Here is a 24,925-nt window from a genome sequence, read left to right on the forward strand (position 1 = left end):
ATTTTGAAGGAAGGCGGGTGTCTCTCCCCGCATTCTTTATCGTGAAAATTTCAGTCCGGAAATGCTGTCCCGCAAAAGCGGGTCTATCTTCCGGAGTTCCGGAAGCGCGCATAAATCTCTTGAAAGATAGGTCGCGAAACCGGTCAGGCCAAACGGTGGCCCATCACTCCAGGAAGGCGTGTCAACATCAATACAGTCATCGTTGCCTCCGTCGGTTCGCGTTGAAGAGAGGTCCTGTCTACCTCCATTCGCGCGGAGATGCCAGATTGTCGCAGACACTTTCTTGCCTGTTTTTTCATCGCTTCGTCGGATGTTGCCAGTTCGGCACAGATTAGCGACTACAAAATCAGCGAGAACACGACCGACATGCGTAGGAAACACCCATGAATGCATCATCGACGCCCCCTATTGATTTGAAGGGGCAGGATTTCCTGCTGAGGCGCGCGCAGGAAAACGACGTCGAGGCGCGGTTGGCACTCGGGCGGGACCCGGAGATCTACCGCATGTTTGGCGGCGACGCATTCGTGACTCGCCCCTACACGCAAGCGGACGCCGAAGCGTGGTTGCGGGCCAATATCGAGCACCCGGCCGCCTGGATTATCGACCGCGGCGGGTTGATCGGCGAGGTCAGGCTCGACAATATCGATCGGCACGACCGGCGCGCCTCTTTCGCCATCGGCATCCTTGATCGGAAATTGCTGGGCCAAGGGATTGGCACTGCCGTTGCGAAGCTTGTATTGGGCCACGCATTCGGTGCACTCGCCCTGCACCGGGTTTCGCTGCGCGTTCTTGCTTTCAACGAGCGTGCCATTGCCAGCTACCGCAAATGCGGCTTTTCGATTGAGGGGCGCGAACGGGAGGCGGCGCTGGTCGATGGCGAATGGCACGATGACATCATGATGGGGATTCTCGCGCACGAGTTCTCCGCACCAAAAGACACACCGTAAGGAAAGTGACCAGACGTGAGTGACCTTCGCATTGCCCTCTACCAGCCGGACATTCCCGGCAACACCGGCACGATCCTGCGCCTTGCCGCCTGCCTGGGGCTTGCCGTCGATGTCATTGAGCCTGCGGGTTTCGATCTTTCCGACAGAAATCTGAAGCGCGCGGGCATGGACTACATCGCCTCGGTCACCCTCACCCGCCACATCAACTGGGAACGGTTCGAGGCATGGCGGGCCTCGACCGGGCGAAGGCTCGTCCTGGCCTCCACCAAGGCCGCCGAACCCTACACCCGCTTCCAGTTCCGCCCCGATGACATCCTGCTCTTCGGGCGCGAAAGCGCTGGCGTGCCAGACCATGTGCATGATCGCGCGGAAGGCCGCATCCTCATCCCGATGGCCGAGGGGCAACGGTCGTTGAATGTCGCCATGTCCGCGGCCATGATCGCCGGTGAGGCAATCCGGCAAGTGCAGCTGGTCTGAAAAGCTTCGCATCGCTCTTCCCCGCTTTCCCGATGAGGTTTTGATGGGCGCCACCGACGGCAGCGCCCATAAAAGTCAGGCAGCAATCTCGTTGTAGGGCGTCGACTTGCGCGCCTGCTTCAAGGTCCGCGCCCACCAGAGAAGCCGGTCCATCATCAGGAACAGCGGCGCGCGCATCTCCTCGGGTTTATAGAGGTTGCCGGCCGCATCGAATTTCGACCAGGCCTTGGCAAACTGGACGCCGTCGCGCAGCGTCACAGCGTGCAACTCGCCGAAGACCTGCCGCAGCTGTTCGACGGCACGGATACCGCCGGATGCGCCGCCATAGGAAACGAAGGCAATGGGTTTGGCATGCCAGGGCTCGTAAACTGAATCGATCAGCTCCTTCAGCGCGGCCGGGTAGCCGTGGTTGTATTCCGGCGTCACCACCAGAAAGGCGTCCGCTTCCGCGACCTTGCGCTCCAGCCACTCGCCGGGATTGACCGCAGCACCGACGCCGCGCGACGCCCGCAGCCGCGCCGGGTCGATGACCGTGAGATTGAACACGGTCGAATCCGAAATCTCGCGGATCAGCCAGTTGGCGACCGTATCGCAGAAGCGTCCCTGCCGGGCGCTGCCGTAGATCACCGCAAGCGTCATTTTCTCTGTCATGGGGATCAGCTCCTTGTTGTGACTTCCATTGAGCTCATGCTATAAAACCTCAACATTAGTTGAGGTCAATAGGCGTCATGACGATTGTCAGAAGCAGCGAGATGCGACGTGAACTCACGGTCGGCGAAGTCGCCGAGCGCAGCGGCGTCGCCGTTTCCACTCTCCACTTTTATGAAGCCAAGGGGCTGATCAGCAGCAACCGCAGCCGCGGCAACCAACGTCGTTATCCCCGCAGTGTTCTGCGTCGCGTGGCAGTAATCAAGGTCGCGCAGCGCACGGGGATTCCGCTTGCGGAAATCCAGGCGGCGTTAACGGTCCTGCCGGACGATCGTCCCTTGACTGTTCAGGATTGGGCGCGCCTGTCGGAGAGCTGGCATGAGCAACTGAACGAGCGCATTGCGAGCCTGATGGCGCTGCGCGACCATCTGACAAGCTGCATCGGCTGCGGATGTCTGTCGCTGCGGGAATGTCCGCTACGCAATCCGCACGACGTGCTTTCGATGGAGGGCGCCGGCCCGCGGTTGATGGATGCAACCGAAGAGGACGGCCAGCCTTAGAAGACTTGACTGTCCGAAGCTGTGCTCGCCGGGAGCATCAATCCGCGGTCGGGAGGCGGCGCATGGTAAATTCGATCTGGTCGCCATCAAGCTGACGCCAGCTTTCCACCTCGGTCCAGTAGGCGGCTTTCGGCCAGGTATCGAACCATTCGCGTGCCTTGGCACGGGCAGCACTTCGATCGAGCCGAAAGGTCTCACGCACGAAAAGGCCATCGCCTCGGGCTGGATTGTCCCGGCGATGCCGGGCGATCTGACGCCGCAAACCATCAAGCGGCGGAGCTGCGGGTATTCTCGCCATGGACCATACCTCTGAGGGTAAAGATAGTGTGGGTATGGATCCATTGCGAGTCCGTTTTACACCGTCCATCCGATGCGGCAGACTACAGCGCCGCGCGTCGAATATGATGCGCTAACGACGCTGTAGCACTTTAGACTTGCTGCATAATTTTCGCCTTGAATCGAATCCGATTTAAGGAATCTTGCAGCAACCCGATACGCCAACCGCCGTTGCCAATCCGGCGGAAATATGAACTGTGGCGCACATCAACGAATCGGCGGCTTTCCGGCGCGCAAAGCCGCGAACAGGACAAATTTTCATGGAACGACCGCAACTGCCCCAGGGGCTGCCTGCCGATATCGAAGACAAGAAGGCCGCAGCCAGGGCCTGGTTCGAAAGCCTGCGCGACACGATCTGCGCCGCCTTCGAAGCGGTCGAAGATGACCTGAGCGGGCCGTTGTCCGACCGTGAACCGGGCCGCTTCGTCGGCAAGGAGTGGAGCCGGGACGGCGGCGAAGGCGGCGGCGGTCGCATGTCGATGATGGAAGGGCGCGTCTTCGAGAAGGTCGGCGTACACACCTCGACCGTCTTTGGCGAATTCTCGCCCGAGTTCCGCGAGCAGATCCCCGGCGCCAGTGAAGACCCACGCTTCTGGGCATCGGGCATTTCACTGATCGCGCATCCCGTGAACCCGAACGTGCCTGCCGTTCACATGAACACCCGCATGGTCGTTACCACCAGCAACTGGTTCGGCGGCGGCGCCGACCTGACGCCCGTGCTCGACCGCCGCCGCGTCATGACCGATCCGGACACGCAGCTGTTCCACCGCGCCATGGAGATCACCTGCAATCGCCATGCGGTCGCCGATCACGCCAAGTACAAGCAGTGGTGCGACGACTACTTCTTCCTGAAACACCGGAATGAGCCGCGAGGCACGGGTGGCATCTTCTACGATTGGCTGCGTTCCCCGGATGAGCAGGGCGGCTGGGAAGCCGACTTCGCCTTTACGCGCGACCTCGGCAAGGCTTTCGCTCTCGTCTATCCCAAGATCGTCCGCAGCAATTTCAACACGCCATGGACCGAGGAAGATCGCGACGAACAGCTCGTGCGCCGGGGCCGTTACGTCGAGTTCAACCTGCTTTACGATCGCGGCACCATCTTCGGGCTGAAGACCGGCGGCAACGTCGAGTCGATCCTCTCGTCCCTGCCCCCGGTCGTGCGCTGGCCCTGATATGCTCCGTGGCCCGACCGATCTGGGAAGAGATCGGTCGGGGTCAGTCTTGTGATGGGCGCTGGCAGAAAGCCGGCAGGACCGGCTTCCAGATTGCGAGTTGGGGCCAGATGCCTTTCCGCCTTTTTTGCCGAACGCATCGGCGTCGCCAATTGAAACTCTCTCCGAACACTTCAACGTGCTGGTGACGACCAGTTCACCGCGCCCTGCGCCGTGAAATGCGCTCAGGCCCTTGTGCTTTTCCAGACCCATGAACATCTACTAGACGTGGTGTCGTAAAATCTCTTCGCGCCGCTACGCAAGCATGCCGTTCTACCGAAATCCCAGTCCCAATCTGTCCGTCCCCATCGGGTCCGCTGCAATATTTGGATCTGGTGCATGATCCGGGTGGCGACGCCAGTCCCCAAAATGGCATCGACGGATGACAAGTCATCACCACGCGAGAAGGACAACGCATGTCGAACGAGAACACGGCACCCGCTGCTGACCGACGCAAGAAGCGCGTCCCGCGGTGGCTCAAGTTATCCGCGATCACGATCGCGCTGTTGGCCCTTCTCATACTGACACCGCTTGCGCTTATCGTTTACCCGACGCTGAAGACCTATCCGACGGCTCCTCCCGTCCAGGCAGCCGTTTCGCAGCTGGACGCAAATAGGCAGGACCTCGCCCATTTGCGGCATTTTCCGGATTTCGAACGGAGCTTCACGCCGGAATCCAAGGCCGCCTTCGCGCTCGCCCTCAGCGAGATGGAACAACGCGCCGGGGATCTCGACCGGGCTGGACTGGCAATGGCGACGGCGAAGGCAGTGGCGCTCGCCGACAACGGGCACACCAATGTTGTCGGGCTCGTCGGCGGTCGCAGCTTCAATGCCGTGCCTATTCGTTTCGGCTGGTTTGCCGATGGGCTGTTCGTGATCGCCGCAGCTGAAGGTCAAAGCCACCTGCTAGGGAGACAGATCCTCAGTGTGAATGGTAAGACGACGGATGCCTTGGTGGCGGCGCTGCGGCCATATGTTGGCGGCCCTGCCAATCTAGCAAAGGAGCTGGCGCCAAACATCCTGATCTCACCGGAGCTTCTCCACGCGGCCGGCCTTGCTGAAACGGCGGCAAGCAGCACCTATGACATGCGGCTGGCAGATCGGAGCATCGTTCCGGTGGAACTCGCCGCGATGTCCGGTACCCAAGAGCCCCAGAACACCAACTTCTGGCCCGCACGTGATCTGAGCCCAATCGCGCAAGCCGGCGGTACATCCGGGTGGCGACATGCTCTCGACGGTACAGTGCCGCCGCAATATCTCTCCCAACCCGATCGCAACTACTGGCACTCCTATCCTCTGCCGGACCTGCTTTACGTTCAAATCAACCGCGTCCGCGACCAGGCGCCGCTCGATCTCTCCGCGTATCTTTCCAACATCCTCGATGAATCCGCTGAGAAGCCAATTCGCAACGCCGTCGTCGACCTGCGCTTTAACAATGGCGGCAACTACGTGCTCGCGGCTGACTTTGGTCGACGTTTGCCGGAGATTCTGCCACCGACGGGGCGGCTGTTCATACTGACCAGCGGGAACACGTTCTCCGCGGCGATCAGCACCGCAGCTTGGCTGAAACATTACGGCGGAGCCCGTGTCACTATCATTGGCGAGCCCGTGGGCGATCGCATGCAGTTCTGGGGCGAAGGAGGCCTCGCCGTTCTGCCAAATTCCAAGCTTGCGATCCGCTATACCACTGGCTTCCATGACTGGAAGAACGGATGCAGCCTGGCGCAGCTCAGGACGTGCTTTCTGTTGAACTACATCTATGACGTCCCGGCAGGCTCCCTTGAACCGAACGTGCCGGTCAAGCCGACCTTTGCGGACTATGTCGCCGGCGAGGATCGGTCCATGTCCGCTGTCATGGAGATGCTCGCTACCGGCCGCACACCCGGGTAATCAGCCCGCCTGCTTGTCTCGGTGATGACGTGTCAAACCTGCCACAACATGCTACCGAGGCCATGCAGGCGTCACTTGCAGATGCGCACCTTCTTCATCACCACCCGACCATAGGCACCGTAGTTCTTTATTGTCTTGACGACACAGGTCTGTCGATAGCCGTAACTGTAGGTGCCAGCCTCGGCAGGCATAGTGACGGCAAAGACGGTCGTCATCGCAGTAGCGATGGCGATGAAAGAATGGCGCATGGATGTTCCCCGTTCGAATTCAGCGGCCAGGAATGACGTGCGATCCGCATGTCAGAGCCATCGCATGAAAACCGATTTCGCACTGTTTCGATTGGAACAGCTGAACAAATGACGGTCGCTGGCGTTGTCCTTGGCAAGGCACGGAGGGACCCGATCATGATCTTCAAGAAGCGTACATTCCACGGCATGGAGCCTGAGCGGACGGCGGGTGATCAGCCGGCGGAGCTGGAACGCCGCGTTGCTCACGGTCTGGCCGTGACACCGGGGCTCGATGCCGCCGATGTCATCGTCATTTGCACGGGAAATACGATCATGCTCTCCGGTCATGTCGCCACCCAGGCAGAGCGTGCGCGCGCCGAAGAAGCAGCAAGGTTGACAGAAGGTGTCGTCGAGGTCGTCAACCGCATCGAGGCGGCAGAGGCCAGACAGCGTTAACTCAGATCGAACTCAGCGTCCAACCGACGATCTCGGACGCGACGGTGGCGAATGCCTGGTCGAGTGCCTTGACGAAAGCCGGATTGCCGGTGCCGTTGACGCCGACTGTGGCACGGAACGGCTTCTGCGCTCGCACGGTACCGTTCCGGTCGTTGACGATCTTTGCGAAGATCTCGACCACTGCCGTGTCGGCCCCTTCGGTCGAGATTTCGAAGGATCTGATTTCACTGATCACCTGGTAGTCGATCGCCAGGCCTTCGCCCGGCTTGCCGACGCCGCCGACCTTGCCGGTATTCTCGAACGCCTGAACCAGCTTTGCCTGCACCATGCGTGGCAGGCGGTCGCTCCACTGCGCCTTGGAGAGATACTGCAGTTCCGAGCCGGACAGACGGATGACGATCTGGTCGCTGTCGAGTGCCTTCAAGGCCGTTGGTTCCGGCACCAGGATCTGCTTGCTGGTCGACACGCGCCCTTCGACGACGGGGGACGAGGACAGGTTGAACGTGTCGTTGACGGCGGCACCGGCTCCGCAGCCCGCCAGCAACACAGCCAGCGTGAAGATCATCGCGGAGCGTTTCGCTCCGGTCTTACGCACACACACCAGCCCCGGAAAATTCATACTGCCCAAACCCTTGTCCAATACGCAGCACCTTAGAGCGCTCTTTATTGAAAGCAACCCGCCCGGCCCCGCGCCGGCCTTGTCTTACCTGATTCACCGTCGGGTGCGACCATCATATTGCTTGACCGTTTCGCCGCCGAACAGCAGGCGTTGCGGGTTCTTGTCGAATGTCGAAATCGTATTCTCGAGGCTCTGCACCGTCCGGCGCGTATCGGACACCAGCGCCTCGACATCGCGAAGGCCTCCCCCGGAGAACCGCTTCAGATTATCGGCAATCGGTCCGATCTGGGCGTTGAGGTTCTCGGCCACCTTGCGGAACGATTCGAGCGTGCTGCGCGCCTCGGCCGAAAGCGATGGCGCGTCGGCATCGCCGAGGAAGCCATCCACCTTGACAAGAATGCTGTCGACCCGGTTCGATGCTGCATTCAGCTTGCTCGCCATCTGGGTCACGTCGGTGATGGTGCGATCGATGTCCTGCTGGCGCGCGGTGATCTTCGCGGCAAACTGTGTGATGTTTGCGACCGCCTTGCGGGCATCGGCACTTGCCGCCGAGATGTCGTTGACGACCAGTTCGACCTTCTGCTTGTCGACGGCAGCCACCAGCGTATCGACGCGCTCGAGCGTCTTCTGCGCGTTCTTGCCGAACTGGTCGTAGGTCTCGACCGTACGCTTGAACGCCGCAATGGTCTCCGAAACCCCGCCGGAGGCGGCCTTCAGGTCATTGCTCATCTGCTCGACATTGCTGACGATGCGATCGATCTTCTTCGGATCCACCGACTTCACCAGCACATCGGCAGAAGCAAGCGTCGAATCGAGCTTCTTCGATGCCGCATTGATTGACGCAGAAAGCTCGGTGACGCTCTTCAGGAAATCGTCGATCGCGCCGGAATTGTCGGCAAGCGCCTTGGAGAATTTTTCGGCATTGCTGATTGTGCCGGTCAAGGGACCGCGCACGTCCTTGACGAAGCCCTGAATGTCGGTGATCGCGTCGTTGGCGCGGTCCATGATCTTGTCGGCGGTCGCCAGAAGGCTGGTAACGCTCGACTGGTCGGCGAGGATGCGCGCCTGGGTGCCCTTCTCGAGAGCATTCCTCAAAATGTTCTCGTCGCCCTTGTTGCCGCCGCTGAGTTCGATGTAGGCGGCACCGGTCAGGCCCTGCACTTCCAGCGTCGCCTTGGTCGATTTCAGCACGGGTGCGTCAATGGAGACTTCCGTCACCGCGATGGAATAGCGCGGGTCGTTGGCGTCGATCGCCAGATTGCGGACCGAGCCGACGGGAATGCCGTTGAAGCGAACAGGCGAGCCGACGGAAAGCCCGTTGGCGGAGCCCGGAATGTTGACGACCAGCTCGACCATTTCGCCGCTGCGGCCATATTGCGACATCCAGTAGACGAAGCCGAAGGCCGCCGCGATCACGAACACCGTGAAGAAGCCGACAATGGCGTAATTCGCTTTAGTTTCCATTCGTTCCGACTACCTCAGTGGCCATCCTATCGGCCGTTCATCTGCTCCAGACATCCGGGAAGTCTCCCAAGCTGCCCGCCGGTTCCCTGGCGCTACTCGTCGTGACGCACGATCGACCGCGCCCGTTTCCCCCGGAAATAGGACTGCACCCAGGGATCGTCACAGGCCAGCATGTCCTCGACCGTCCCCTCAACCAGAACCTTCTTGTTTCCGAGCACCGCGATGCGATCGCAGACCGAAAACAGGCTGTCGAGGTCGTGAGTCACCATATACACGGTCAATCCGAGCGTGTCGCGCAGCTTGGCAATCAACTCGTCGAACTCGGCCGCACCGATCGGATCGAGGCCCGACGTCGGCTCGTCGAGGAAGACGAGATCGGGGTCGAGCGCCAGCGCCCTGGCAAGTGCGGCCCGCTTGATCATGCCGCCCGAAAGCTCGGATGGGTACTTGTCGGCCGCCTCTGGCGCCAGCCCCACCAATTCGATCTTCACGCGTGCCAGCTCGTCCATCAGGCTCTGCGACAGGTCGAGATACTCGCGCATCGGCACCTGGATGTTTTCGCGCACTGTCAGCGCCGAAAAGAGCGCGCCGTGCTGGAAAAGCACGCCCAGACGCATGTCGAGCGCGATCCGGTCGGCCTCCGACATCTTGTCGTATTCCGCGCCGAGGATCTCGATCGTGCCGGAGCGCTTGGCAAGAAGCCTGAGGACCGTCCGCATCAGTACCGACTTGCCGGTGCCAGACGCCCCCACGAAGCCGAGGATTTCGCCGCGGTAGATCTCCAGGTTGAGCTTGTCGAGCACGATATGGGAGCCGAAGCCGACCGTCAGGTCGCGCACGGACAAAACCGATTCATGGCCGTTCGCGGCGTCTGGCTGTCTTTCTGTGGCTGTTGTGTCCATCGTCCCATCCGCCTCAGAATTCGATCGCCGCGTAGAACATGGCAAACAGGCCATCGATCAGGATCACCACGAAGATCGATTTGACCACCGAGGAGGTCACGTGGCGGCCGAGCGATTCGGCGCTGCCGCCCACCTTCAACCCTTCGACGGCCGCCACCACACCGATGATCAGCGCCATGAACGGCGCCTTGATCATGCCGGCCGCGACCGATGAAAAATCGACGGCCTCCTGCAGGCGCGACAGAAAGGTCGCAATGGTAATGCCGGAATAGGTCCAGGCGACCAGCGCCGCACCGGTCAGCGCCGCGAAATTGGCGATGATGGTCAGAAGCGGCAAAGCGATCGTCAGCGCCACAAGGCGCGGAAATACCAGGACGCCAACGGGGCTGAGGCCCATGACCTTCAGCGCGTCGACCTCTTCGCGCATCTTCATTGAACCGATTTCGGCTGTAATCGCGCTGCCCGAACGCCCTGCGATCATGATCGCGGTCAAGAGCACGCCGATTTCACGCAATTGCAGGATACCGACGAGATCGACGACGAAGACTTCGGCGCCGAAGTAGCGCAGCTGAAATGCACCCTGCTGCGCAATGATCGCGCCGATCAGGAAGGACATCAGCATGATGATCGGAACGGCCTTGACGCCCATGCGGTCGATCTGGTGGACGATGGCCGCCGGCGAGAGGCCGCTGTGTCGCCCGAGCTTGAGCTGCGCACCACGAACCGCCGAACCGAGAATGTACATTGCAGCGACGATATCGTTCCAGGTGGCGATCATCACTTCGCCGATCGGCGCGAAGAGCCGTTGGAACAGCGGAATCTTGTCGCTTTCGTCCTCCGGTGTCGGCAGTTCCGCCGGCAGCGCGCCGATCAGTTCGACATAGCGCTGTCCGCCATCGACAAACTGGATCCCGTCCTTTTCAGGGCCGGCGATCTTCGTCATGAAACGCCGGATGATCCATGCCCCCGCCGTATCCATGGCAGTGACACCCGACAGATCGAACTGCTTGACGCTACTACCCTTGCGCGCAAGCTGGTCGAGCTTGGCAGCCATGGCTTCAGCCGTCTCGTGCCGCCAGACGCCCGAAAAGACGTAAGTGCCATCAGAGCCTTCGGCGTCTCCGCCGAGCGCGACATCCGCAACGATCTTGGTCTGGGAACGCGTCACCTGGTCTCTGTCATCCCGATTTGCTAACCGCTCGTAAAAGCTTGCTCCGTCATAACGGCTCACATCCTTGATGTCATCCGGACGAAGCCGGTAACATCGCCACCAATGTGCCAGATAGCCCCCGCCGGAGAAGATTTCATGTCCACTGTGCTCGAAGCGACAACCGAAGACTTCCCGATTGCGGGCACTTTCACGATTTCACGCGGCTCGAAGACCACGGCGAGCGTGGTGACCTGCCGAATCACCGCGGGCGGCAGCAGCGGCTGGGGCGAATGCGTGCCCTATGGCCGCTACAACGAGACGATTGCCTCGGTGCTTGCAGAAATCGAAGCGATTCGCCCGCAGATCGAGCAGGGTCTGACGCGCCAGCAACTGCAGTCGGCGATGAAGCCGGGTGCTGCCCGCAACGCCGTCGACTGCGCACTGTGGGACCTCGAAGCAAAGCAGAAAGGCAAATCTGTCCGCGAGCTTGCCGGTCTTTCCTCACCAGAAACATTGACGACGGCCTATACGCTTTCGCTCGCCGAACCGGACGTGATGCGCAGCCAGGCCGCGCAATATGCCCACCGCGCCCTGCTCAAGATCAAGGTCGGGACGTCGGACGATGCCTCTCGCATCCGCGCCGTGCGGGAGGGCGCGCCGGAGAGCCGCATCATTCTCGATGCCAATGAGGGCTGGACGCCGGACAGCCTCGCCTATCACTTCGCCATCTGCGCCGAACAGCGCATCGACCTGATCGAGCAGCCGCTGCCGGCCGGCCGAGATCAGGCGCTCGCCACGATTGCCCGCCCCGTTCCCGTGTGCGCTGACGAGAGCGTGCATGCGACCGGCGACCTCTCCGCCCTTGTCGACCGGTATGACGCGGTCAACATCAAGCTCGACAAGACGGGCGGCCTGACGGAGGCCCTCCGCATGCGCGATGCGGCGACATCGCTCGGCCTTAAGGTGATGGTCGGCTGCATGGTCGGAACCTCGCTCGGCATGGCACCGGCGATCCTGGCGGCGCAGGGCGCGGATTTCGTCGACCTCGACGGCCCCCTGCTCCTGGCGCGCGACCGCACGCCGGGCCTGCGCTACGAGGCCTCGCTGGTCTTTCCGCCCGAGCCGCGCCTCTGGGGCTGAAGGTACCGGGCGGTCAGGGCAAAGCAGCAGCCGGCAAAGGCGACCACCGACATCGAATAGAACCCGTTCACCCCGTACCAGGCATAGAGATAGCCTGACAGGAACGTGAAGATTGCCGTGAAGATGCCGGTGTAGAAGAAGTAGAGGCCCTGCGCCGATGCTTCCTGCTCCTCGACCACGCGCTCCACCAGCTTGTTCTGCATGCCGGTGTGCATGATGGCATAGGTGAAGGCGTGAAAGCACTGCAGCACGAAGTATCCGGAAAAACCTAGATCCATCGGGAAGATGATCCAGCGCAGCACGGCCAGGAAACAACCGGACAGGATCATCGTCCAGACGCTGAAACGCCGAATGATCGCCTTGGCGAAGATGAACATCGTCACTTCGGCAGCAACGCCCGCACTCCAGAGAATCCCAATCTCCGTGCCGCTATAGCCAATATGCTGCCAGTAGATCGCCGAGAAGGCGAACAGCATGGCGTGGCTGGCGTTCACCAGTGTCACGCCGATCAACAGCAGTTGCAGATCGAGCTGGCGCAGCGATTTCGGCGGGGGCTCGGTCAAGGCCGTGATCGGCGACGGACGTCGCGGCCGACCGACCTTGGGCGCCGCGAAGGCCATCGCGATCGTCAGGCCAAATCCGATCGCCATCGCCGGCAGCACCATGTCGCCACCGAAGATGCCGATCAACCAGCCGCCGAGCATGGTTGCGCCGATGAAGGCAACGGAGCCCCACAGCCGCATCTGGGCATAGTCAAAACCCCAGCGCCTGACACCGGAAAGCGCAATCGCCTCGACGATCGGCACATAGGGTGAATAGACGGCCGATTGCAGCGTGTAGATGATCAGGATCGGCCAGAACTCGCGGGCATAAAACAGCACGAACGCCGTCGCCAGCGACAGGAATCCGGACCAGATCAACACGATCGTGCGCTCTCCGAGCCGATCGGCGATCACACCCGCGATCGGCGCCGTGAACACGCGCACGAACATCGGCAGGGCCAGCACGACGCCGATCTCGAAATCGCTCATGGAAAGCGTCGTCAGCCAGACCGGAAAATATGGCATGGCGAAACCGTTGACGATCAACGGCGCGCAGAAGAGCAAGGCTGTGCGAAGCGTAAAATAACGCGGCGGAGGGCCCACTGCAGCGGGCGCTTGGGAGGGAATCATGGGAGGACCTGATGGCTATGGGCCAGCAATAGCATAGCCCACTGCAGGATCGCCATAACCTAGATTTCGCTACAAGCGCGGTTCGTAGGTTGCTCGCAGCCTCTTCACGCTGCCCGCTGCGTCAGCAATTGCGCCAGCAGACGCTCAGCTTCTGCAGTTCCCTCCGCTTCGGCGGCGCCACCGCGCATCTGATGCCAGGTGATCAGCTCCATGGTGCCGTCGTGGTGCTCGGCGATCGCCGTGCAGCTTTCGACCCAGTCGCCGGTGTTGATGTAGCGGATGTCGCCGATGTCTTCGATGACGGCATGGTGGATATGGCCACAGATCACCCCTTGGGCGTCGTGACGTCTGGCCTCGTCGGCGACCACCTTCTGGAACTCGCCGATGAAGTTGACGGCGTGTTTCACCTGCAGCTTCGCCCAGGAAGAGAACGACCAATAGGGCATGCCGAGCCGGCGGCGAATGGCGGCGAGACCGATATTGATGGCGATTGCCGTGTCGTAGGCCCAGTCGCCGAGATAGGCGAGGATGCGGGCATTGCGCACGACCACGTCGAACTCGTCGCCATGCAAGACCAGATAATTGCGGCCGTCGGCGCCCTTGTGCATGTGGCGCTGCGCCACCTCGATGCCGCCAAAGTGAACGCCCGGAAAATCGCGCATGAATTCGTCGTGGTTGCCGGGGATATAGATGATGCGCGTGCCCTTGCGCGCCTTGCGCAAAAGCTTCTGGACAACGTCGTTGCAGTTCTGCGGCCAATACCAGCTGCGCTTCAACCGCCAGCCATCGACGATGTCGCCAACGAGAACGATGGTTTCCGCCTCGTGATACCGCAGGAAATCAATGAGAAAGTCGGTCTTGGCCGCCTTGGAGCCGAGGTGGACGTCGGAGATGAACAACGTCCTGAGATGTCTTACGGAGTTGTCTTGCGGCGCCGCCATCATACCAGCCTCGTCTTGATTGAGCCTTCTGGGGCCCGTCAAAACCAGACTCGTGTTTCAGGAAGATGACACGGACGCCGGCCGCTTCGTCGCACCGGCGCAAAAGAACCGCGCAAAAACTGTACGCGGTTCGCAATTCGTGCCACAAGGCCACGTCCAAAAAAGAGGAATGCAGACTATGAGCACGGGCGACAAAAACAAATCCCACACCGGTCCGGCCAGCGGCGATATCGACCAGCAGGCTCTTTTCTTCCATCGTTACCCGCGCCCGGGGAAGCTCGAAATCCAGCCCACCAAGCCGCTCGGCAACCAGCGCGACCTCGCGCTCGCCTATTCGCCCGGCGTGGCTGCGCCCTGCATCGCCATCCGCGACAACCCGGAAACGGCAGCCGACTACACGGCGCGCGCCAATCTTGTGGCGGTTATCTCCAACGGCACGGCCGTTCTCGGCCTCGGCAACATCGGTCCGCTTGCCTCCAAGCCCGTGATGGAAGGCAAGGCCGTCCTTTTCAAGAAATTCGCCGGCATCGACGTCTTCGACATCGAGATCGATGCGGCAAGCATCGAGCGCATGGTCGACGTCATCTCGGCGTTGGAGCCGACCTTCGGCGGCATCAACCTCGAAGACATCAAGGCACCGGAATGCTTCGAGGTCGAGCGCCAGCTGCGTGAAAAAATGCAGATCCCCGTCTTCCATGACGACCAGCATGGCACCGCCATCATCGTTGCGGCCGCGATCCTCAACGGCCTGGAGCTGGCCGGCAAGGACATCGCCAAGGCCAAGATCGTCACCTCGGGTGCCGGTGCTGCAGCGCTTGCCTGTCTCAACCTGCTCGTCACGCTGGGCGCCAAGATCGAAAACATCTGGGTGCACGACCTCGAAGGCCTTGTCTACAAGGGCCGCGAAGTTCTGATGGACCAATGGAAATCGGTCTACGCCCAGGAAAGCGACAACCGGGTGCTTGCAGACAGCATCGGTGGCGCCGACGTCTTCCTCGGCCTGTCGGCGGCCGGCGTGCTGAAGCCGGAACTACTGGTACAGATGGCGGAAAAGCCGCTGATCATGGCACTGGCCAACCCGACGCCCGAGATCATGCCGGAAGCCGCCCGTGCGGCACGCCCCGACGCCATGATCTGCACCGGCCGTTCGGACTTCCCCAACCAGGTCAACAACGTGCTCTGCTTCCCGCACATCTTCCGCGGTGCGCTCGACTGCGGCGCAAGCACGATCAACGAAGAAATGAAAATGGCGGCCGTCCGCGCCATCGCCGGCCTTGCCCGCGAGGAGCCATCGGATGTCGCTGCCCGCGCCTACTCCGGCGAGACGCCGGTCTTCGGCCCTGACTACCTGATCCCCTCGCCCTTCGACCAGCGCCTGATCCTGAGGATCGCGCCGGCCGTCGCCAAGGCTGCTGAAGAGAGCGGTGTCGCCACTCGTCCGATCCAGGATTACGACGCCTATCTCGACAAGCTCAACCGCTTCGTCTTCCGCTCCGGCTTCATCATGAAGCCGGTCTTTGCCGCCGCCAAGAACGCGCAGAAGAACCGCGTGATCTTTGCCGAAGGCGAAGACGAGCGCGTGCTGCGCGCAGCCCAGGTGCTGCTGGAGGAAGGCACAGCCCGCCCGATCCTGATCGGCCGTCCGCAGATCATCGAGACGCGCCTGCGTCGCTACGGCCTGCGCATTCGTCCTGATGTCGATTTCGAAGTGGTCAACCCCGAAGGCGACCCGCGCTATCGTGACTATGTCGAGGACTATTTCGCCCTTGTCGGCCGCCTCGGCGTCATTCCGGAAGCAGCCCGTACGATCGTGCGCACCAACACCACGGTCATCGGGGCGCTTGCCGTCAAGCGCGGCGAAGCCGACGCACTGATCTGCGGTGTCGAAGGACGCTACAGCAAGCACCTGCGCGACGTCTCGCAGATCATCGGCAAGCGCGAAGGCGTTCTCGACTTCTCGGCACTGAGCCTGCTCATCTCACAGCGCGGCGCAACGTTCTTCACGGACACCTATGTCAGCTATTGCCCGAGCGCCGAAGAAATCGCCCAGACGACAGTCATGGCGGCACAGGAAATCCGCCGCTTCGGCATCACGCCGCATGCCGCCCTTGTCTCGCACTCGAACTTCGGCTCACGCGATTCCGAAAGCGCCACCAAGATGCGTCAGGCATTGCAGCTCGTGCGCGAACTTGCGCCCGACCTCGAAGTGGATGGCGAAATGCATGGTGATTCGGCCATCTCCGAGGTTCTGCGCCAGCGCGTCATGCCCAACAGCACGCTTTCGGGCGAAGCCAACCTGCTGGTCTTCCCGAATCTCGATGCCGCCAACATCACGCTCGGCGTCGTCAAGACGATGACGGACAGCCTGCATGTCGGCCCGATCCTGCTTGGCTCGGCACTGCCGGCGCACATCCTGTCGCCGTCCGTGACCTCACGCGGCGTCGTTAACATGGCAGCACTCGCTGTCGTTGAAGCCAGCCATCCGGGTTGAAACTTTTTGCAGGGCCGTCGTACCCGGCGGCCCTGTGTTTCCGATCCGATCCTGGCAACAACCATTGTTTGTAGGATCGACAATCCACAGCAAATGCGGATGACGGTTCTGGACAAAAGGTGAACCCCCAACCATTGTGGGGTTCAGGGCAAGAATCGGTGTTGTGGCATGACTGAACAACAGGCTGTCCTCGACATGCTGGAAATCCTGGAATGCGGAGGCTGTGTCGAGCCGGCCCATTTTTTTACGTTGATGCGACGTACCTTTCGCATCGCTCATCTCCTTTATCTTGAGGCCGAGCCCTATGCGGACGAGCTCAAGATCTGCCGCCTGCACCACACATTCGGTGCCTACGCGGCGGAGCTTTATCTGACGCGTGGGCTCTATCGCATCGATCCGATCCTCAAGCTGGCGCTCGGCGGCGTCAGACCGGTCGAATGGACGACGGCGCGCCATCGCTTTCCCGAATGCGAGCCGTTGTTCAAGACGGCCGAAGAGATCGGGCTCTCTAGCGAAGGCGTCGCCCTGCCGCTACCCTCGCCGGCCGGTCGCATGGCGTTGCTTGCCATCAACGTCAACATGTCGGCGGCCGAATGGTCGATCTATCGGCGCAATCATCTGCGCGACTTCCAGCTCGCCGCCAACCTGTTTCATGCCGGCATGCTCGAGAATGCGGCCATGACGAGTGGCGCGGCAACGCGCGAGATGCGCTTGACCGGCCGTGAAACCGAGGTTCTCACCTGGTCGGCAGCCGGCAAGAGCTATTGGGAGATTGCCACCATTCTCGGCATTTCCGAGCGCACCGTGCGCTTCTTCATGACCAATGCCCGCCGCAAGCTCAACGTCGTCTCCAACACGCAGGCCGTGGCCCAGGCCGTCCGCCATGCGCTGATCCCCACAGTTTGATCCGGGCTAGAGCCGCTCCCCCCACGCTCTTCCGGAAACCCATCGAAATTTAGAGTAAAAAATCCGTTACCGGTACTGTCACTAGTGCCAGTTTCTTCTCCGCCGCCGGACTGACAGCATCACGCCATCCCCCAAAGACAAGGATGGAGAGAACGATGATCAGGATCCTCAACGGCAGGACACGCGGACAGCACCCACAGGCCATCGACGAGATGTTCAAGTTGCGCAAGCGCGTCTTTCACGACTTCCTGAAATGGGACGTTCAGACCGATGGGGACTGGGAGATCGACAACTACGACAAGTCGAACCCGCTCTACATCCTGTCCTATTCGCCGGACACCGGAAAGCTGCGCGGATCGCTGAGGCTGCTGCCGACGCTTGGCCCCAACATGCTGGACGATACGTTCCCGATCCTGCTTGGCGACAACCCGGAGATCCGCAGCGCCTCGATCTGGGAATCGAGCCGCTTTTGCATCGATCCGGAAATTTCCCAGGACCGTGCTTCCAATCAGGTCACGGTTGCCGCCGCAGAACTGATGTGCGGCGTCGGCGAACTCGGACTTGCCTCCGGCATCAGCCACATCGTTACGGTCACCGACGTCTTCCTCGAGCGGATGTTCCGTCGCATGGGTTGCCCCGGCGAGCGCATCGGTGAACCGCACCGGATCGGCTCGGTCTTTGCCGTGGCGGTCGCCTGGGAAGTGACGCCGTCGCTGCTGAGCGCCATGAAGGCCGTCGCCGCGATCGAAGGCACCGTGCTTGAGCGGCCGATGTCGCTGGAAACCGCACGCGCAGCCTGACACCGGATCGGAGCCGTCCATTCGTCCGAGAGGACGACACTGTTAACGCATTACGAGGCTTGTCGTTGCACACGCAGTGACAAGCCTTATGATAGGGCTGAAACAGGAAATGCCGACGGCGACCGATCCCGGACAACAAGGGCGGCGCAGCGCGGTTGCAGAAATGGACGTTCGCCCTTGTTCCGGAACATGAAAACCCTTGCCGCGGCGACTTTGCCGCTGCTTCTGGTTCTTGCCGATCAGGCGCTGGCCTCCAGCGTGTGCGACCGCCTGAACACCCGGCTTGCGCAATTGCCCGAGGCCATCACCACCACGGCCGATACGCGCGATTACGCCAGCGCGATTTCGCGACAGAACATTGAACTGCGTCGAGCGCGCAACGATCGCCGCCGCGCCGGCTGCGGCACAGGCAGCGTCGTCGTGTTCAATGGCGGCGACCCGGATATCTGCGCTGATATCAACAGCCTGATCGCCGAGATGGAAGACAATCTCGCTATCCTCAAATCGGAACGCCAGCAGCTGATATCGGGCGATGGCGACGACACGCGTCGGCGCATCCTGGCTGCACTTGAGATCAACGGTTGTTATGGCGACCGCGAGGAATTTGCCAGCGCCGACCCGGACGCGCCGGAAACGCATCGCAATATCCTGCGCGATCTGCCGCCGGAGGAATCCTACGGGCCGTTGTTGCGCGATGGCGACGCAGACGGATACCCTCCGGAAAGCGGCGTCTATTCCGGCACGCTTCGCACCATGTGCGTGCGCACCTGCGACGGCGCCTTCTTCCCCATTTCGTCCGAGGCGAGCCCGGCGGACTTTGCTCGCGACGAGCAGGCCTGTCGCGCCCGCTGCCCGGGTGCCGAAACCGAGCTCTTCTTCCACGAGCTTGCGACCGAAGAGAGCGACCAGATGGTTTCCGCCTCGACTGGACGCCCCTATCGGGAATTGCCGAACGCCTTTGCCTACCGGACGCGAGACGTCGGCAAGCCCGGCATCTGCGGCTGCCAGATCCCGAAGACGGTGGCAACAGCGCCCAAGGCAGGCGGCGGCAATTCCAGCGATAGTCGGTCCTCGATCATCGTCATCGAAGGCAATAAGGGGGCAGATGCCCCTTCTGCCAAGGTGACGGTTCCCGCTGAAGAGCGCCCCTACGATCCCGCCAAGAGCAAGGTGCGGGTCATCGGGCCGACGTTCCTGCCCCAGAAGGAAACGTCGATCGACCTTCGCCACCCCACGGGTCCGGCTTACCAGCCCGTTCAGAGCAACTGATCGCGGCGTCAGCCTTCCGGCAGGCTCCCCAACCTTCCTCGAATACCAGTTCCTCCAGCGGCAGGCGCTGGCGCCAGCCTTTTACCGCCAGTTCCGGCTCACGGTAGAGGTGGTCGACGAAGCCCAGGCAAAGCCAGGCGACGATCACGACATGATCGGGTATGCCGAGGATCGCCTTGATCTCGTTCTCATGAAAGATGCTGACCCAGCCGACGCCGACGCCTTCAGCGCGCGCGGCAAGCCAGAGATTCTGGACGGCGCAGACGGTGGAATAGACATCCATGTCAGGATTGTGGGTGCGCCCGAGAACGACCGAGCCGCCGCGTGTGCGATCGCATGTCACGCAGATACTGAGCGGTGCCTTGCGGATACCCTCCAGTTTCAGCGAGCGGTATTTCGCCCGCTGATCACCATCGAACATCAGCGCAGCTTCGTCGTTGGCGCGGGAAAACGCCTGCCAGACCCGCTCGCGGGTTTCCGCCTGGCGCACGACGACGAAATTCCATGGCTGCATGAACCCCACCGATGGCGCCCGGTGCGCTGCATTGAGCAGGCGCATCACCAGATCGTCAGGCAAGGGGTCGGGCAGGAACTGATCCCGCACGTCCCGGCGTGTTTCGATGGCGCGGTAGACGGCTTCGCGCTCGTCAAATGAAAAGGCTTCTGCGGCCGCAAGGCCGCCATTCGCGTCAGTCAGCATCGTTCGATCCCCAACAATGCACAACCTTCCGCCGTCCGCGCGGGTTTCGGTCTATCTTGCCAGGCCGGTCTTCTGACTTCGGATCCCCCGGCCGCTCCGCCTTCCCAGATCCGATGAAGATCCAGTGGCAAGACTTTGAGAAAACTCAAGATCCCTGGGGCAGCCGTCCCCGTCACAGCGTTGGGCACGTTCCGGAGTGACACCGGATTCCCGATTCTCCCGCGTCGCGGGCACCTGACGACGCCATAAGTGCACAGCCAATCGGGAATGACAAGCAACTCGGTGGGTGCCCGCCGGCACCGTGCGAGCCTTTCGGCAGCGGTCGACATCGGAGACCTTTCGACCGCTGCCCTTGCGGCTCACTATCAAAGCGGGGCGACGGGATGTGGCGAACCGTCATAGCCGCCCCAGACCGACTGGTCGAAGCAGATGACCGACCCCGTCATCAGGCCGGATTCGTTCGAGGACAGATAGGCGCAGGCGCGCGCGACTTCCTTGGGATCGACAAGCCGGCCGAAAGGCTGGCTGGCGGCCGCCTTTTCCAGCCAGTCGGCTGCAGCACCGTGAAACTCTCGCTGGATGCGATCTTCCCCCTCTGAGGCCATCCATCCGATATTGAGACCGTTGACACGAATACGGTTGCGCAACAGCGCGTAAGCCGTGTTCTTGGTCAGCGTCTCCAGCGCGCCCTTGGACGAGCAATAGGCAGCGATGAACGGCTGCCCGGCCATGGCCGACATGGAACCGATGTTGACGATCGTGCCCTGAGTACCCTCCCTTCGCATGACCTTGACAGCCTCCTGGATCAGGAAGAACGGTGCCCGCACATTGATGGCGAACATCCGGTCGAAGAGTTCGGGGCTTGTATCGAGAATGGTGCCGCGGTCGGTGATCGCCGCCGCGTTGACCAGCGCATCGACCCGCCCGAAGGTGGCGTCGCAGGCGTTGACGACCTTTCGGGCATCCTCGACCTTTTCGAGATCCGCTTCGACATAAAGCACCTGCGCGCCGCTCGCCTTGCGGATCTCCTCGGCTTTCGCCTCTCCCTTGGCAGTGTTGCGCCCGCAGATGACGATGCCTTCGGCCCCGCGTTCCGCAAACAGGCTGGCGATCGTTGCCCCCAACCCTTGCGTCCCACCGGTGACGATGGCGACCTTGCCGTCAAGACGGCCGTGTTGTTCGGTCATGAAATTCCTCCCAGAGTGAAAGTGTCATCGAAACAGGAACGGCCCCCGGCGCCCTGCGCCGGGGACCTGACATGGCGATATCTTCCGTTCAGCTCAGCTTGCGCTGTGCCTGCTCTTCAAGCGCTTTGCGGAAATCCGCCTCGCTCCACCCGCCCGCCAGCGCCTCACGCATCAGCTGCGCCTGTGTTTTCGGCGCAAGGCCTCCGAGCGGCGGGTCGCGATCGAGATTGGTCGGGAAGGAATAACCTTCGGCACAGGACGCAATCGCATTGGCGACCTCACCCTTAGAAAGTGCGCCGGATGCGATAAGAGCTGTCAGCGCCGGATAGAGCGCCGCGCTCATCTTCACGCGATCCACGGTCTCCATCGCTCGCCCGAAGGCCGACGAAACCTGCAGCAGATTGGCAACGCGCTTGATATCGGTCGAACGGTTGCTGCCGGCGGCGTGGAACAGAGCCGGATTGAAGAAAACGACATCGCCCTTTGCAAGCGGCAACTGCACGTGATGTTCGTCGAAATATGCGCGGAACTCCGGCCGCTTCAGCGCGAGATAGCCGGAAACGTAGGTCTGGCTATAGGGCAGGAACAGCGTTGGGCCGCTTTCAAGCGGCATATCGCAATGAGCAACCGCCCCCTGCAGCGTCAGGACAGGTGACAGCCGGTGCACATGAGCCGGATATTGCTCGATGACATCAGAGCTCTGGAAGCCGAGGTGGTAGTCGCGATGCGCCGCCTGCGACGCCCCACCCGGATTGACCCGATTGACCTGCGCCGTCATCTGATAGTTCGGACCAAGCCAGGCTTCGCTGACAAGTGCAATGATGGCATTGGCATAGTAGGCGGCAAAATTTTCAGGGCTCTTCAGGCAGTGCTTTTCGAGCGAGTTCCAGATCCGGTCGTTGGCGCCGGGCTTGGCAAAATGGTCGCCGCCGCCGCTCTTGGTGCGGTGCTGCTCCTCGATGATCGCATCGAAGATGCCGCTGGCGGCATCGATGACGGTTGTGTCGGCGTAGGCGTGCTTGAACACGGCAACACCTGGACCGGTCGCCAGCACTTCGCAGATCTCGGCCAGTGCCGCGCGGCGCCCCTCGGCCGTCGCGCAGGCTGAAACCAGGCTGGCGCTGTCATAGATCAGCACGTTCTTCTCGCAGGCGAGCGCATGCGGATAGTCCGCAAGGTTCGTCTGGCGCTCCACCTCGGCACGAAATTCTTCGATGTCGCAGCCATCTTCGCTCAGCCACACGCGGTCGAGGCGCTGGCGCGCATTGTTGTCGGTCTTCATCCCGTTCCTCCTCAGAAACATTCGATGCCCCGACTATAGGCGCCGTCCAATCATGATATAGAGCAGGAATCCATCAAAAAACCATCAGGAGAGATCGCCGTTGGCTCATCCGTTTCTGGTCAAGGATATTGCTTTTCAGGCCGCGCTCAGCACCGCGACCGTCGATCGCGTCCTGAACGGGCGCCCCGGCGTGCGCCAGCAGACCGAAGCGCGCGTGAAGGCCGCCATTCGCGAGCTGGAAAAGCAGCAATCCGGATTGGAGATCCAGGGCCAGAGGCGGACGATCGACGTGGTGATGGAGGCACCGGAGCGTTTTACCGATGCGGTCAGAGAGGCATTCGAAACCGAAGCGCCGACCTTCATGCCAACGACGTTCCGTTGTCGCTTCCACTTCGCCGAGACGATGCGCCAGCAGGACATCGCCCAGCTTCTCGACCGCATTCGGTTGCGCGGAACCGATGGGGTGGTGTTGAAAGCGCCTGATATGCCTGAAGTCGCGGGCGCCGTCGCCCGCCTGGAACAGGCGGGTATCCCGGTGATTACGCTTGTCACCGACCTGCCGAATTCGGCGCGGACCGCCTATGCCGGCGCAGACAACCGTGCGGCCGGCGAAACGGCGGCCTATCTCATCGGCGAACGCTTCGCTGAACGCTCCGCGACCGTGCTCGTGACAATTTCAAGCAGTCGTTTCCGTGGCGAGGAGGAACGCGAAATCGGCTTTCGCCGCGTGCTGCGTGAACACTATCCGGCAATCCGCATTGTCGAGATCAGCGAAGGCCATGGCAAGGACACCGAGACCGGTGCGCTTGCGGCAAAGGCGCTTGCGGCACACGCCGACATCAATGCAGCCTATTCCATTGGCGGCGGCAACCGCGCTGTGCTCGCGGCGTTCGAGCGCGTCGGTCGCGATTGCACGTTGTTCATCGCCCATGACCTCGATCACGACAACCTGGCGCTGCTGCGCGAACGCCGGATCCATTTCGTCCTGCACCATGACCTGCGCAGCGACGCCCGCATGGCCTTCCGCGCCATTCTCGCCGGGAGAAGCGGCAACGGTCAGAAGCCGGCCGGGGCGCGGCTGTCGGCCGTGGAGGTGATTACGCCCTACAACGTGCCCGTCGCCTGAGCGGAGCGGCCCGCAATGACAGGCCCCGCGATGAAGCGGGGCCGGTCCGTCATTCGGGTAAAAGCACGATCTTTCCCGAGAACCGCCGGTCCTCGAGCCGCGCATGGGCCGCGGCCCCGTCCGACAGTGCGAAGGTCTCGATGCGCGGCCGCTCGATGACGCCGTCCCTGAGCGACTGGAACAGCCGCCCGGCCCGGCTCAGCCGCTGCTGCCGATCGGTCAGAAAACCCCAGAGATCACCACCGACGACGGTTTTGGAATGCTCCATGAGATAGCGCGGATCAACCAGGGGTGCCGGCCCACCGGCCATGCCGAACGTCACAAGTGTGCCGCGCGAGCGAACCGCCGAAAGGCTGTCGAGCAGGGTTATGCCGACCGAATCGTAGGCGACATTGACGCCGCCGTCACTCAAGGCGCGCACCTTGTCCGGCCAGCCCTCGTCATAGCCGAGCGCATAGGCGGCACCCGCGGCCTTGGCGAGCGCCTGCTTCTCCAGCGTGGAGGCCATGGCAATGATGCTCGCGCCCCGCGCGATGGCAAGCCGGATCAGCAACTGTCCGACACCGCCGCCTGCCGCCTGCACCAGAACGGTATCGCCGGCCCGGACGCTATAGCTGTCCTCGACCAGATACTGCGCCGTCAGCCCCTGCAGCAGAAGGGCGGCAGCGGCCTCAAAGCCGATATCGTCAGGAAGCGGGATGGCCCGCTCCAGCGGCACGGTCACCCGCGTTGCATTGGCAAACGGCACGTCCGCAAACCCGATTCGGTCACCGACAGCGACGCCTTCGACGCCTTCACCGCTGGCGATCACCTCACCTGCCCCTTCGTAGCCGGCGATGTAGGGCGCCTTGCCCGCAAGCGTGTAGTTGCCCTTTCGCCGATAGATGTCGGCGAAGTTGAGCCCGATCGCCCGCATGGCCAGTTGGATGTGGCCCGGCGGCACGGCCGGGTCGGCAACCTCGCGGTAGCTTAAGACCTCCGGCCCACCGAACGTGTCGAATACCAATGCATGCATGGTTGCCTCC

Annotated in this window: 25 protein-coding genes and 1 riboswitch; of the genes, 12 read left to right on the forward strand and 13 right to left on the reverse strand. The window is 61.9% G+C overall.

What is annotated here, in order from left to right:
* The first annotated feature begins 383 nt into the window (after positions 1–383).
* Together LPJGGPFB_RS11940 and LPJGGPFB_RS11945 are read left to right on the forward strand one after the other, a co-directional pair.
* Complete coding sequence (locus LPJGGPFB_RS11940; RefSeq protein WP_173420097.1) at positions 384–947, forward strand: GNAT family N-acetyltransferase; 564 nt, start codon at positions 384–386, stop codon at positions 945–947.
* A gap of 15 nt (positions 948–962) precedes the next feature.
* On the forward strand, positions 963–1,424 hold the full coding sequence (locus LPJGGPFB_RS11945) for a TrmH family RNA methyltransferase (RefSeq protein WP_173420098.1): 462 nt from the start codon (positions 963–965) through the stop codon (positions 1,422–1,424).
* A 75-nt stretch (positions 1,425–1,499) separates the two neighbouring features.
* On the opposite strand, the gene LPJGGPFB_RS11950 is transcribed toward LPJGGPFB_RS11945, so the two are convergent.
* The gene (locus tag LPJGGPFB_RS11950; RefSeq protein ID WP_173420099.1) at positions 1,500–2,075 is read right to left on the reverse strand and encodes an NADPH-dependent FMN reductase; all 576 of its coding nucleotides are present in this window, start codon (positions 2,073–2,075) and stop codon (positions 1,500–1,502) included.
* A gap of 101 nt (positions 2,076–2,176) precedes the next feature.
* Here LPJGGPFB_RS11950 and soxR point away from each other — a divergent pair, with 101 nt between their 5' ends.
* Positions 2,177–2,632: a redox-sensitive transcriptional activator SoxR gene (gene soxR, locus LPJGGPFB_RS11955; protein WP_427857952.1), complete on the forward strand. Its 456-nt coding sequence runs from the start codon at positions 2,177–2,179 to the stop codon at positions 2,630–2,632.
* Positions 2,633–2,669: 37 nt separating this feature from the next.
* On the opposite strand, the gene LPJGGPFB_RS11960 is transcribed toward soxR, so the two are convergent.
* Positions 2,670–2,930 carry a hypothetical protein gene (locus LPJGGPFB_RS11960; protein ID WP_173420101.1) on the reverse strand — a complete coding sequence of 87 codons (261 nt, stop codon included), beginning with the start codon at positions 2,928–2,930 and terminating at the stop codon, positions 2,670–2,672.
* 298 nt (positions 2,931–3,228) lie between these two features.
* Between LPJGGPFB_RS11960 and hemF the strand changes: the two genes are divergently transcribed.
* Together hemF and LPJGGPFB_RS11970 are read left to right on the forward strand one after the other, a co-directional pair.
* Positions 3,229–4,140, forward strand: coding sequence for an oxygen-dependent coproporphyrinogen oxidase (hemF, locus tag LPJGGPFB_RS11965; protein WP_173420102.1), 912 nt, complete (start codon positions 3,229–3,231; stop codon positions 4,138–4,140).
* Between the two features lie 455 nt (positions 4,141–4,595).
* Positions 4,596–6,068 (forward strand): S41 family peptidase, encoded by a 1,473-nt coding sequence (locus tag LPJGGPFB_RS11970; protein WP_173420103.1) that lies wholly within the window; start codon positions 4,596–4,598, stop codon positions 6,066–6,068.
* A 71-nt stretch (positions 6,069–6,139) separates the two neighbouring features.
* Here the strand turns inward: LPJGGPFB_RS11970 and LPJGGPFB_RS11975 are convergent, their stop codons facing one another.
* Positions 6,140–6,316 (reverse strand): hypothetical protein, encoded by a 177-nt coding sequence (locus LPJGGPFB_RS11975; RefSeq protein ID WP_173420104.1) that lies wholly within the window; start codon positions 6,314–6,316, stop codon positions 6,140–6,142.
* Positions 6,317–6,472: 156 nt separating this feature from the next.
* Here LPJGGPFB_RS11975 and LPJGGPFB_RS11980 point away from each other — a divergent pair, with 156 nt between their 5' ends.
* Positions 6,473–6,751 (forward strand): BON domain-containing protein, encoded by a 279-nt coding sequence (locus LPJGGPFB_RS11980; protein WP_173420105.1) that lies wholly within the window; start codon positions 6,473–6,475, stop codon positions 6,749–6,751.
* A gap of 1 nt (position 6,752) precedes the next feature.
* Here LPJGGPFB_RS11980 and LPJGGPFB_RS11985 read toward each other — a convergent pair whose 3' ends face one another.
* From LPJGGPFB_RS11985 to LPJGGPFB_RS12000, 4 genes are all read right to left on the reverse strand, one after another.
* Positions 6,753–7,370: an ABC-type transport auxiliary lipoprotein family protein gene (locus LPJGGPFB_RS11985; protein ID WP_173421025.1), complete on the reverse strand. Its 618-nt coding sequence runs from the start codon at positions 7,368–7,370 to the stop codon at positions 6,753–6,755.
* Positions 7,371–7,463: 93 nt separating this feature from the next.
* Complete coding sequence (locus LPJGGPFB_RS11990) at positions 7,464–8,834, reverse strand: MlaD family protein (protein ID WP_173420106.1); 1,371 nt, start codon at positions 8,832–8,834, stop codon at positions 7,464–7,466.
* 92 nt (positions 8,835–8,926) lie between these two features.
* Entirely contained in the window at positions 8,927–9,736 is an 810-nt protein-coding gene (locus LPJGGPFB_RS11995; RefSeq protein WP_077503668.1) for an ABC transporter ATP-binding protein, read from the reverse strand.
* A 13-nt stretch (positions 9,737–9,749) separates the two neighbouring features.
* Positions 9,750–10,904 (reverse strand): ABC transporter permease, encoded by a 1,155-nt coding sequence (locus LPJGGPFB_RS12000; protein WP_173420107.1) that lies wholly within the window; start codon positions 10,902–10,904, stop codon positions 9,750–9,752.
* Between the two features lie 138 nt (positions 10,905–11,042).
* Between LPJGGPFB_RS12000 and dgcA the strand changes: the two genes are divergently transcribed.
* Positions 11,043–12,026, forward strand: a complete 984-nt coding sequence (dgcA, locus tag LPJGGPFB_RS12005) for an N-acetyl-D-Glu racemase DgcA (RefSeq protein ID WP_173420108.1) — start codon at positions 11,043–11,045, stop codon at positions 12,024–12,026.
* On the opposite strand, the gene LPJGGPFB_RS12010 is transcribed toward dgcA, so the two are convergent.
* Together LPJGGPFB_RS12010 and LPJGGPFB_RS12015 are read right to left on the reverse strand one after the other, a co-directional pair.
* On the reverse strand, positions 11,978–13,198 hold the full coding sequence (locus LPJGGPFB_RS12010) for an MFS transporter (protein ID WP_173420109.1): 1,221 nt from the start codon (positions 13,196–13,198) through the stop codon (positions 11,978–11,980). The two genes, dgcA and LPJGGPFB_RS12010, sit on opposite strands and share 49 nt — an antisense overlap.
* Positions 13,199–13,302: 104 nt before the next feature.
* Positions 13,303–14,142, reverse strand: a complete 840-nt coding sequence (locus LPJGGPFB_RS12015; protein ID WP_173420110.1) for a UDP-2,3-diacylglucosamine diphosphatase — start codon at positions 14,140–14,142, stop codon at positions 13,303–13,305.
* 175 nt (positions 14,143–14,317) lie between these two features.
* On the opposite strand from LPJGGPFB_RS12015, the gene LPJGGPFB_RS12020 reads away from it, so the two are divergent.
* The 4 genes from LPJGGPFB_RS12020 to LPJGGPFB_RS12035 all read left to right on the forward strand — a co-directional run bounded on the left by LPJGGPFB_RS12020 (position 14,318) and on the right by LPJGGPFB_RS12035 (position 19,605).
* Complete coding sequence (locus LPJGGPFB_RS12020) at positions 14,318–16,630, forward strand: NADP-dependent malic enzyme (RefSeq protein ID WP_173420111.1); 2,313 nt, start codon at positions 14,318–14,320, stop codon at positions 16,628–16,630.
* A 168-nt stretch (positions 16,631–16,798) separates the two neighbouring features.
* On the forward strand, positions 16,799–17,536 hold the full coding sequence (locus LPJGGPFB_RS12025) for a helix-turn-helix transcriptional regulator (protein WP_173420112.1): 738 nt from the start codon (positions 16,799–16,801) through the stop codon (positions 17,534–17,536).
* A 155-nt stretch (positions 17,537–17,691) separates the two neighbouring features.
* Positions 17,692–18,336, forward strand: a complete 645-nt coding sequence (locus LPJGGPFB_RS12030) for an acyl-homoserine-lactone synthase (protein WP_173420113.1) — start codon at positions 17,692–17,694, stop codon at positions 18,334–18,336.
* Positions 18,337–18,525: 189 nt separating this feature from the next.
* Entirely contained in the window at positions 18,526–19,605 is a 1,080-nt protein-coding gene (locus LPJGGPFB_RS12035) for a DUF2865 domain-containing protein (protein ID WP_173420114.1), read from the forward strand.
* Here the strand turns inward: LPJGGPFB_RS12035 and bluB are convergent.
* The 3 genes from bluB to LPJGGPFB_RS12050 all read right to left on the reverse strand — a co-directional run bounded on the left by bluB (position 19,514) and on the right by LPJGGPFB_RS12050 (position 22,774).
* Positions 19,514–20,305, reverse strand: a complete 792-nt coding sequence (gene bluB, locus LPJGGPFB_RS12040) for a 5,6-dimethylbenzimidazole synthase (RefSeq protein WP_173420115.1) — start codon at positions 20,303–20,305, stop codon at positions 19,514–19,516. The genes LPJGGPFB_RS12035 and bluB overlap by 92 nt on opposite strands.
* Positions 20,306–20,350: 45 nt before the next feature.
* A riboswitch (cobalamin riboswitch) is annotated at positions 20,351–20,558 on the reverse strand.
* A 112-nt stretch (positions 20,559–20,670) separates the two neighbouring features.
* Entirely contained in the window at positions 20,671–21,492 is an 822-nt protein-coding gene (locus LPJGGPFB_RS12045; protein WP_173420116.1) for an SDR family oxidoreductase, read from the reverse strand.
* 88 nt (positions 21,493–21,580) lie between these two features.
* Positions 21,581–22,774, reverse strand: a complete 1,194-nt coding sequence (locus tag LPJGGPFB_RS12050; protein WP_173420117.1) for a phytanoyl-CoA dioxygenase family protein — start codon at positions 22,772–22,774, stop codon at positions 21,581–21,583.
* A 100-nt stretch (positions 22,775–22,874) separates the two neighbouring features.
* Here LPJGGPFB_RS12050 and LPJGGPFB_RS12055 point away from each other — a divergent pair, with 100 nt between their 5' ends.
* Positions 22,875–23,900 carry a LacI family DNA-binding transcriptional regulator gene (locus tag LPJGGPFB_RS12055; RefSeq protein ID WP_173420118.1) on the forward strand — a complete coding sequence of 342 codons (1,026 nt, stop codon included), beginning with the start codon at positions 22,875–22,877 and terminating at the stop codon, positions 23,898–23,900.
* Positions 23,901–23,949: 49 nt separating this feature from the next.
* Here LPJGGPFB_RS12055 and LPJGGPFB_RS12060 read toward each other — a convergent pair whose 3' ends face one another.
* Positions 23,950–24,915: a quinone oxidoreductase family protein gene (locus LPJGGPFB_RS12060; RefSeq protein ID WP_173420119.1), complete on the reverse strand. Its 966-nt coding sequence runs from the start codon at positions 24,913–24,915 to the stop codon at positions 23,950–23,952.
* Between the last annotated feature and the right edge of the window lie 10 nt (positions 24,916–24,925).

The organism is Ensifer adhaerens (assembly GCF_013283195.1).
GTDB classification, from domain to species: Bacteria; Pseudomonadota; Alphaproteobacteria; order Rhizobiales; family Rhizobiaceae; genus Ensifer; species Ensifer adhaerens_G.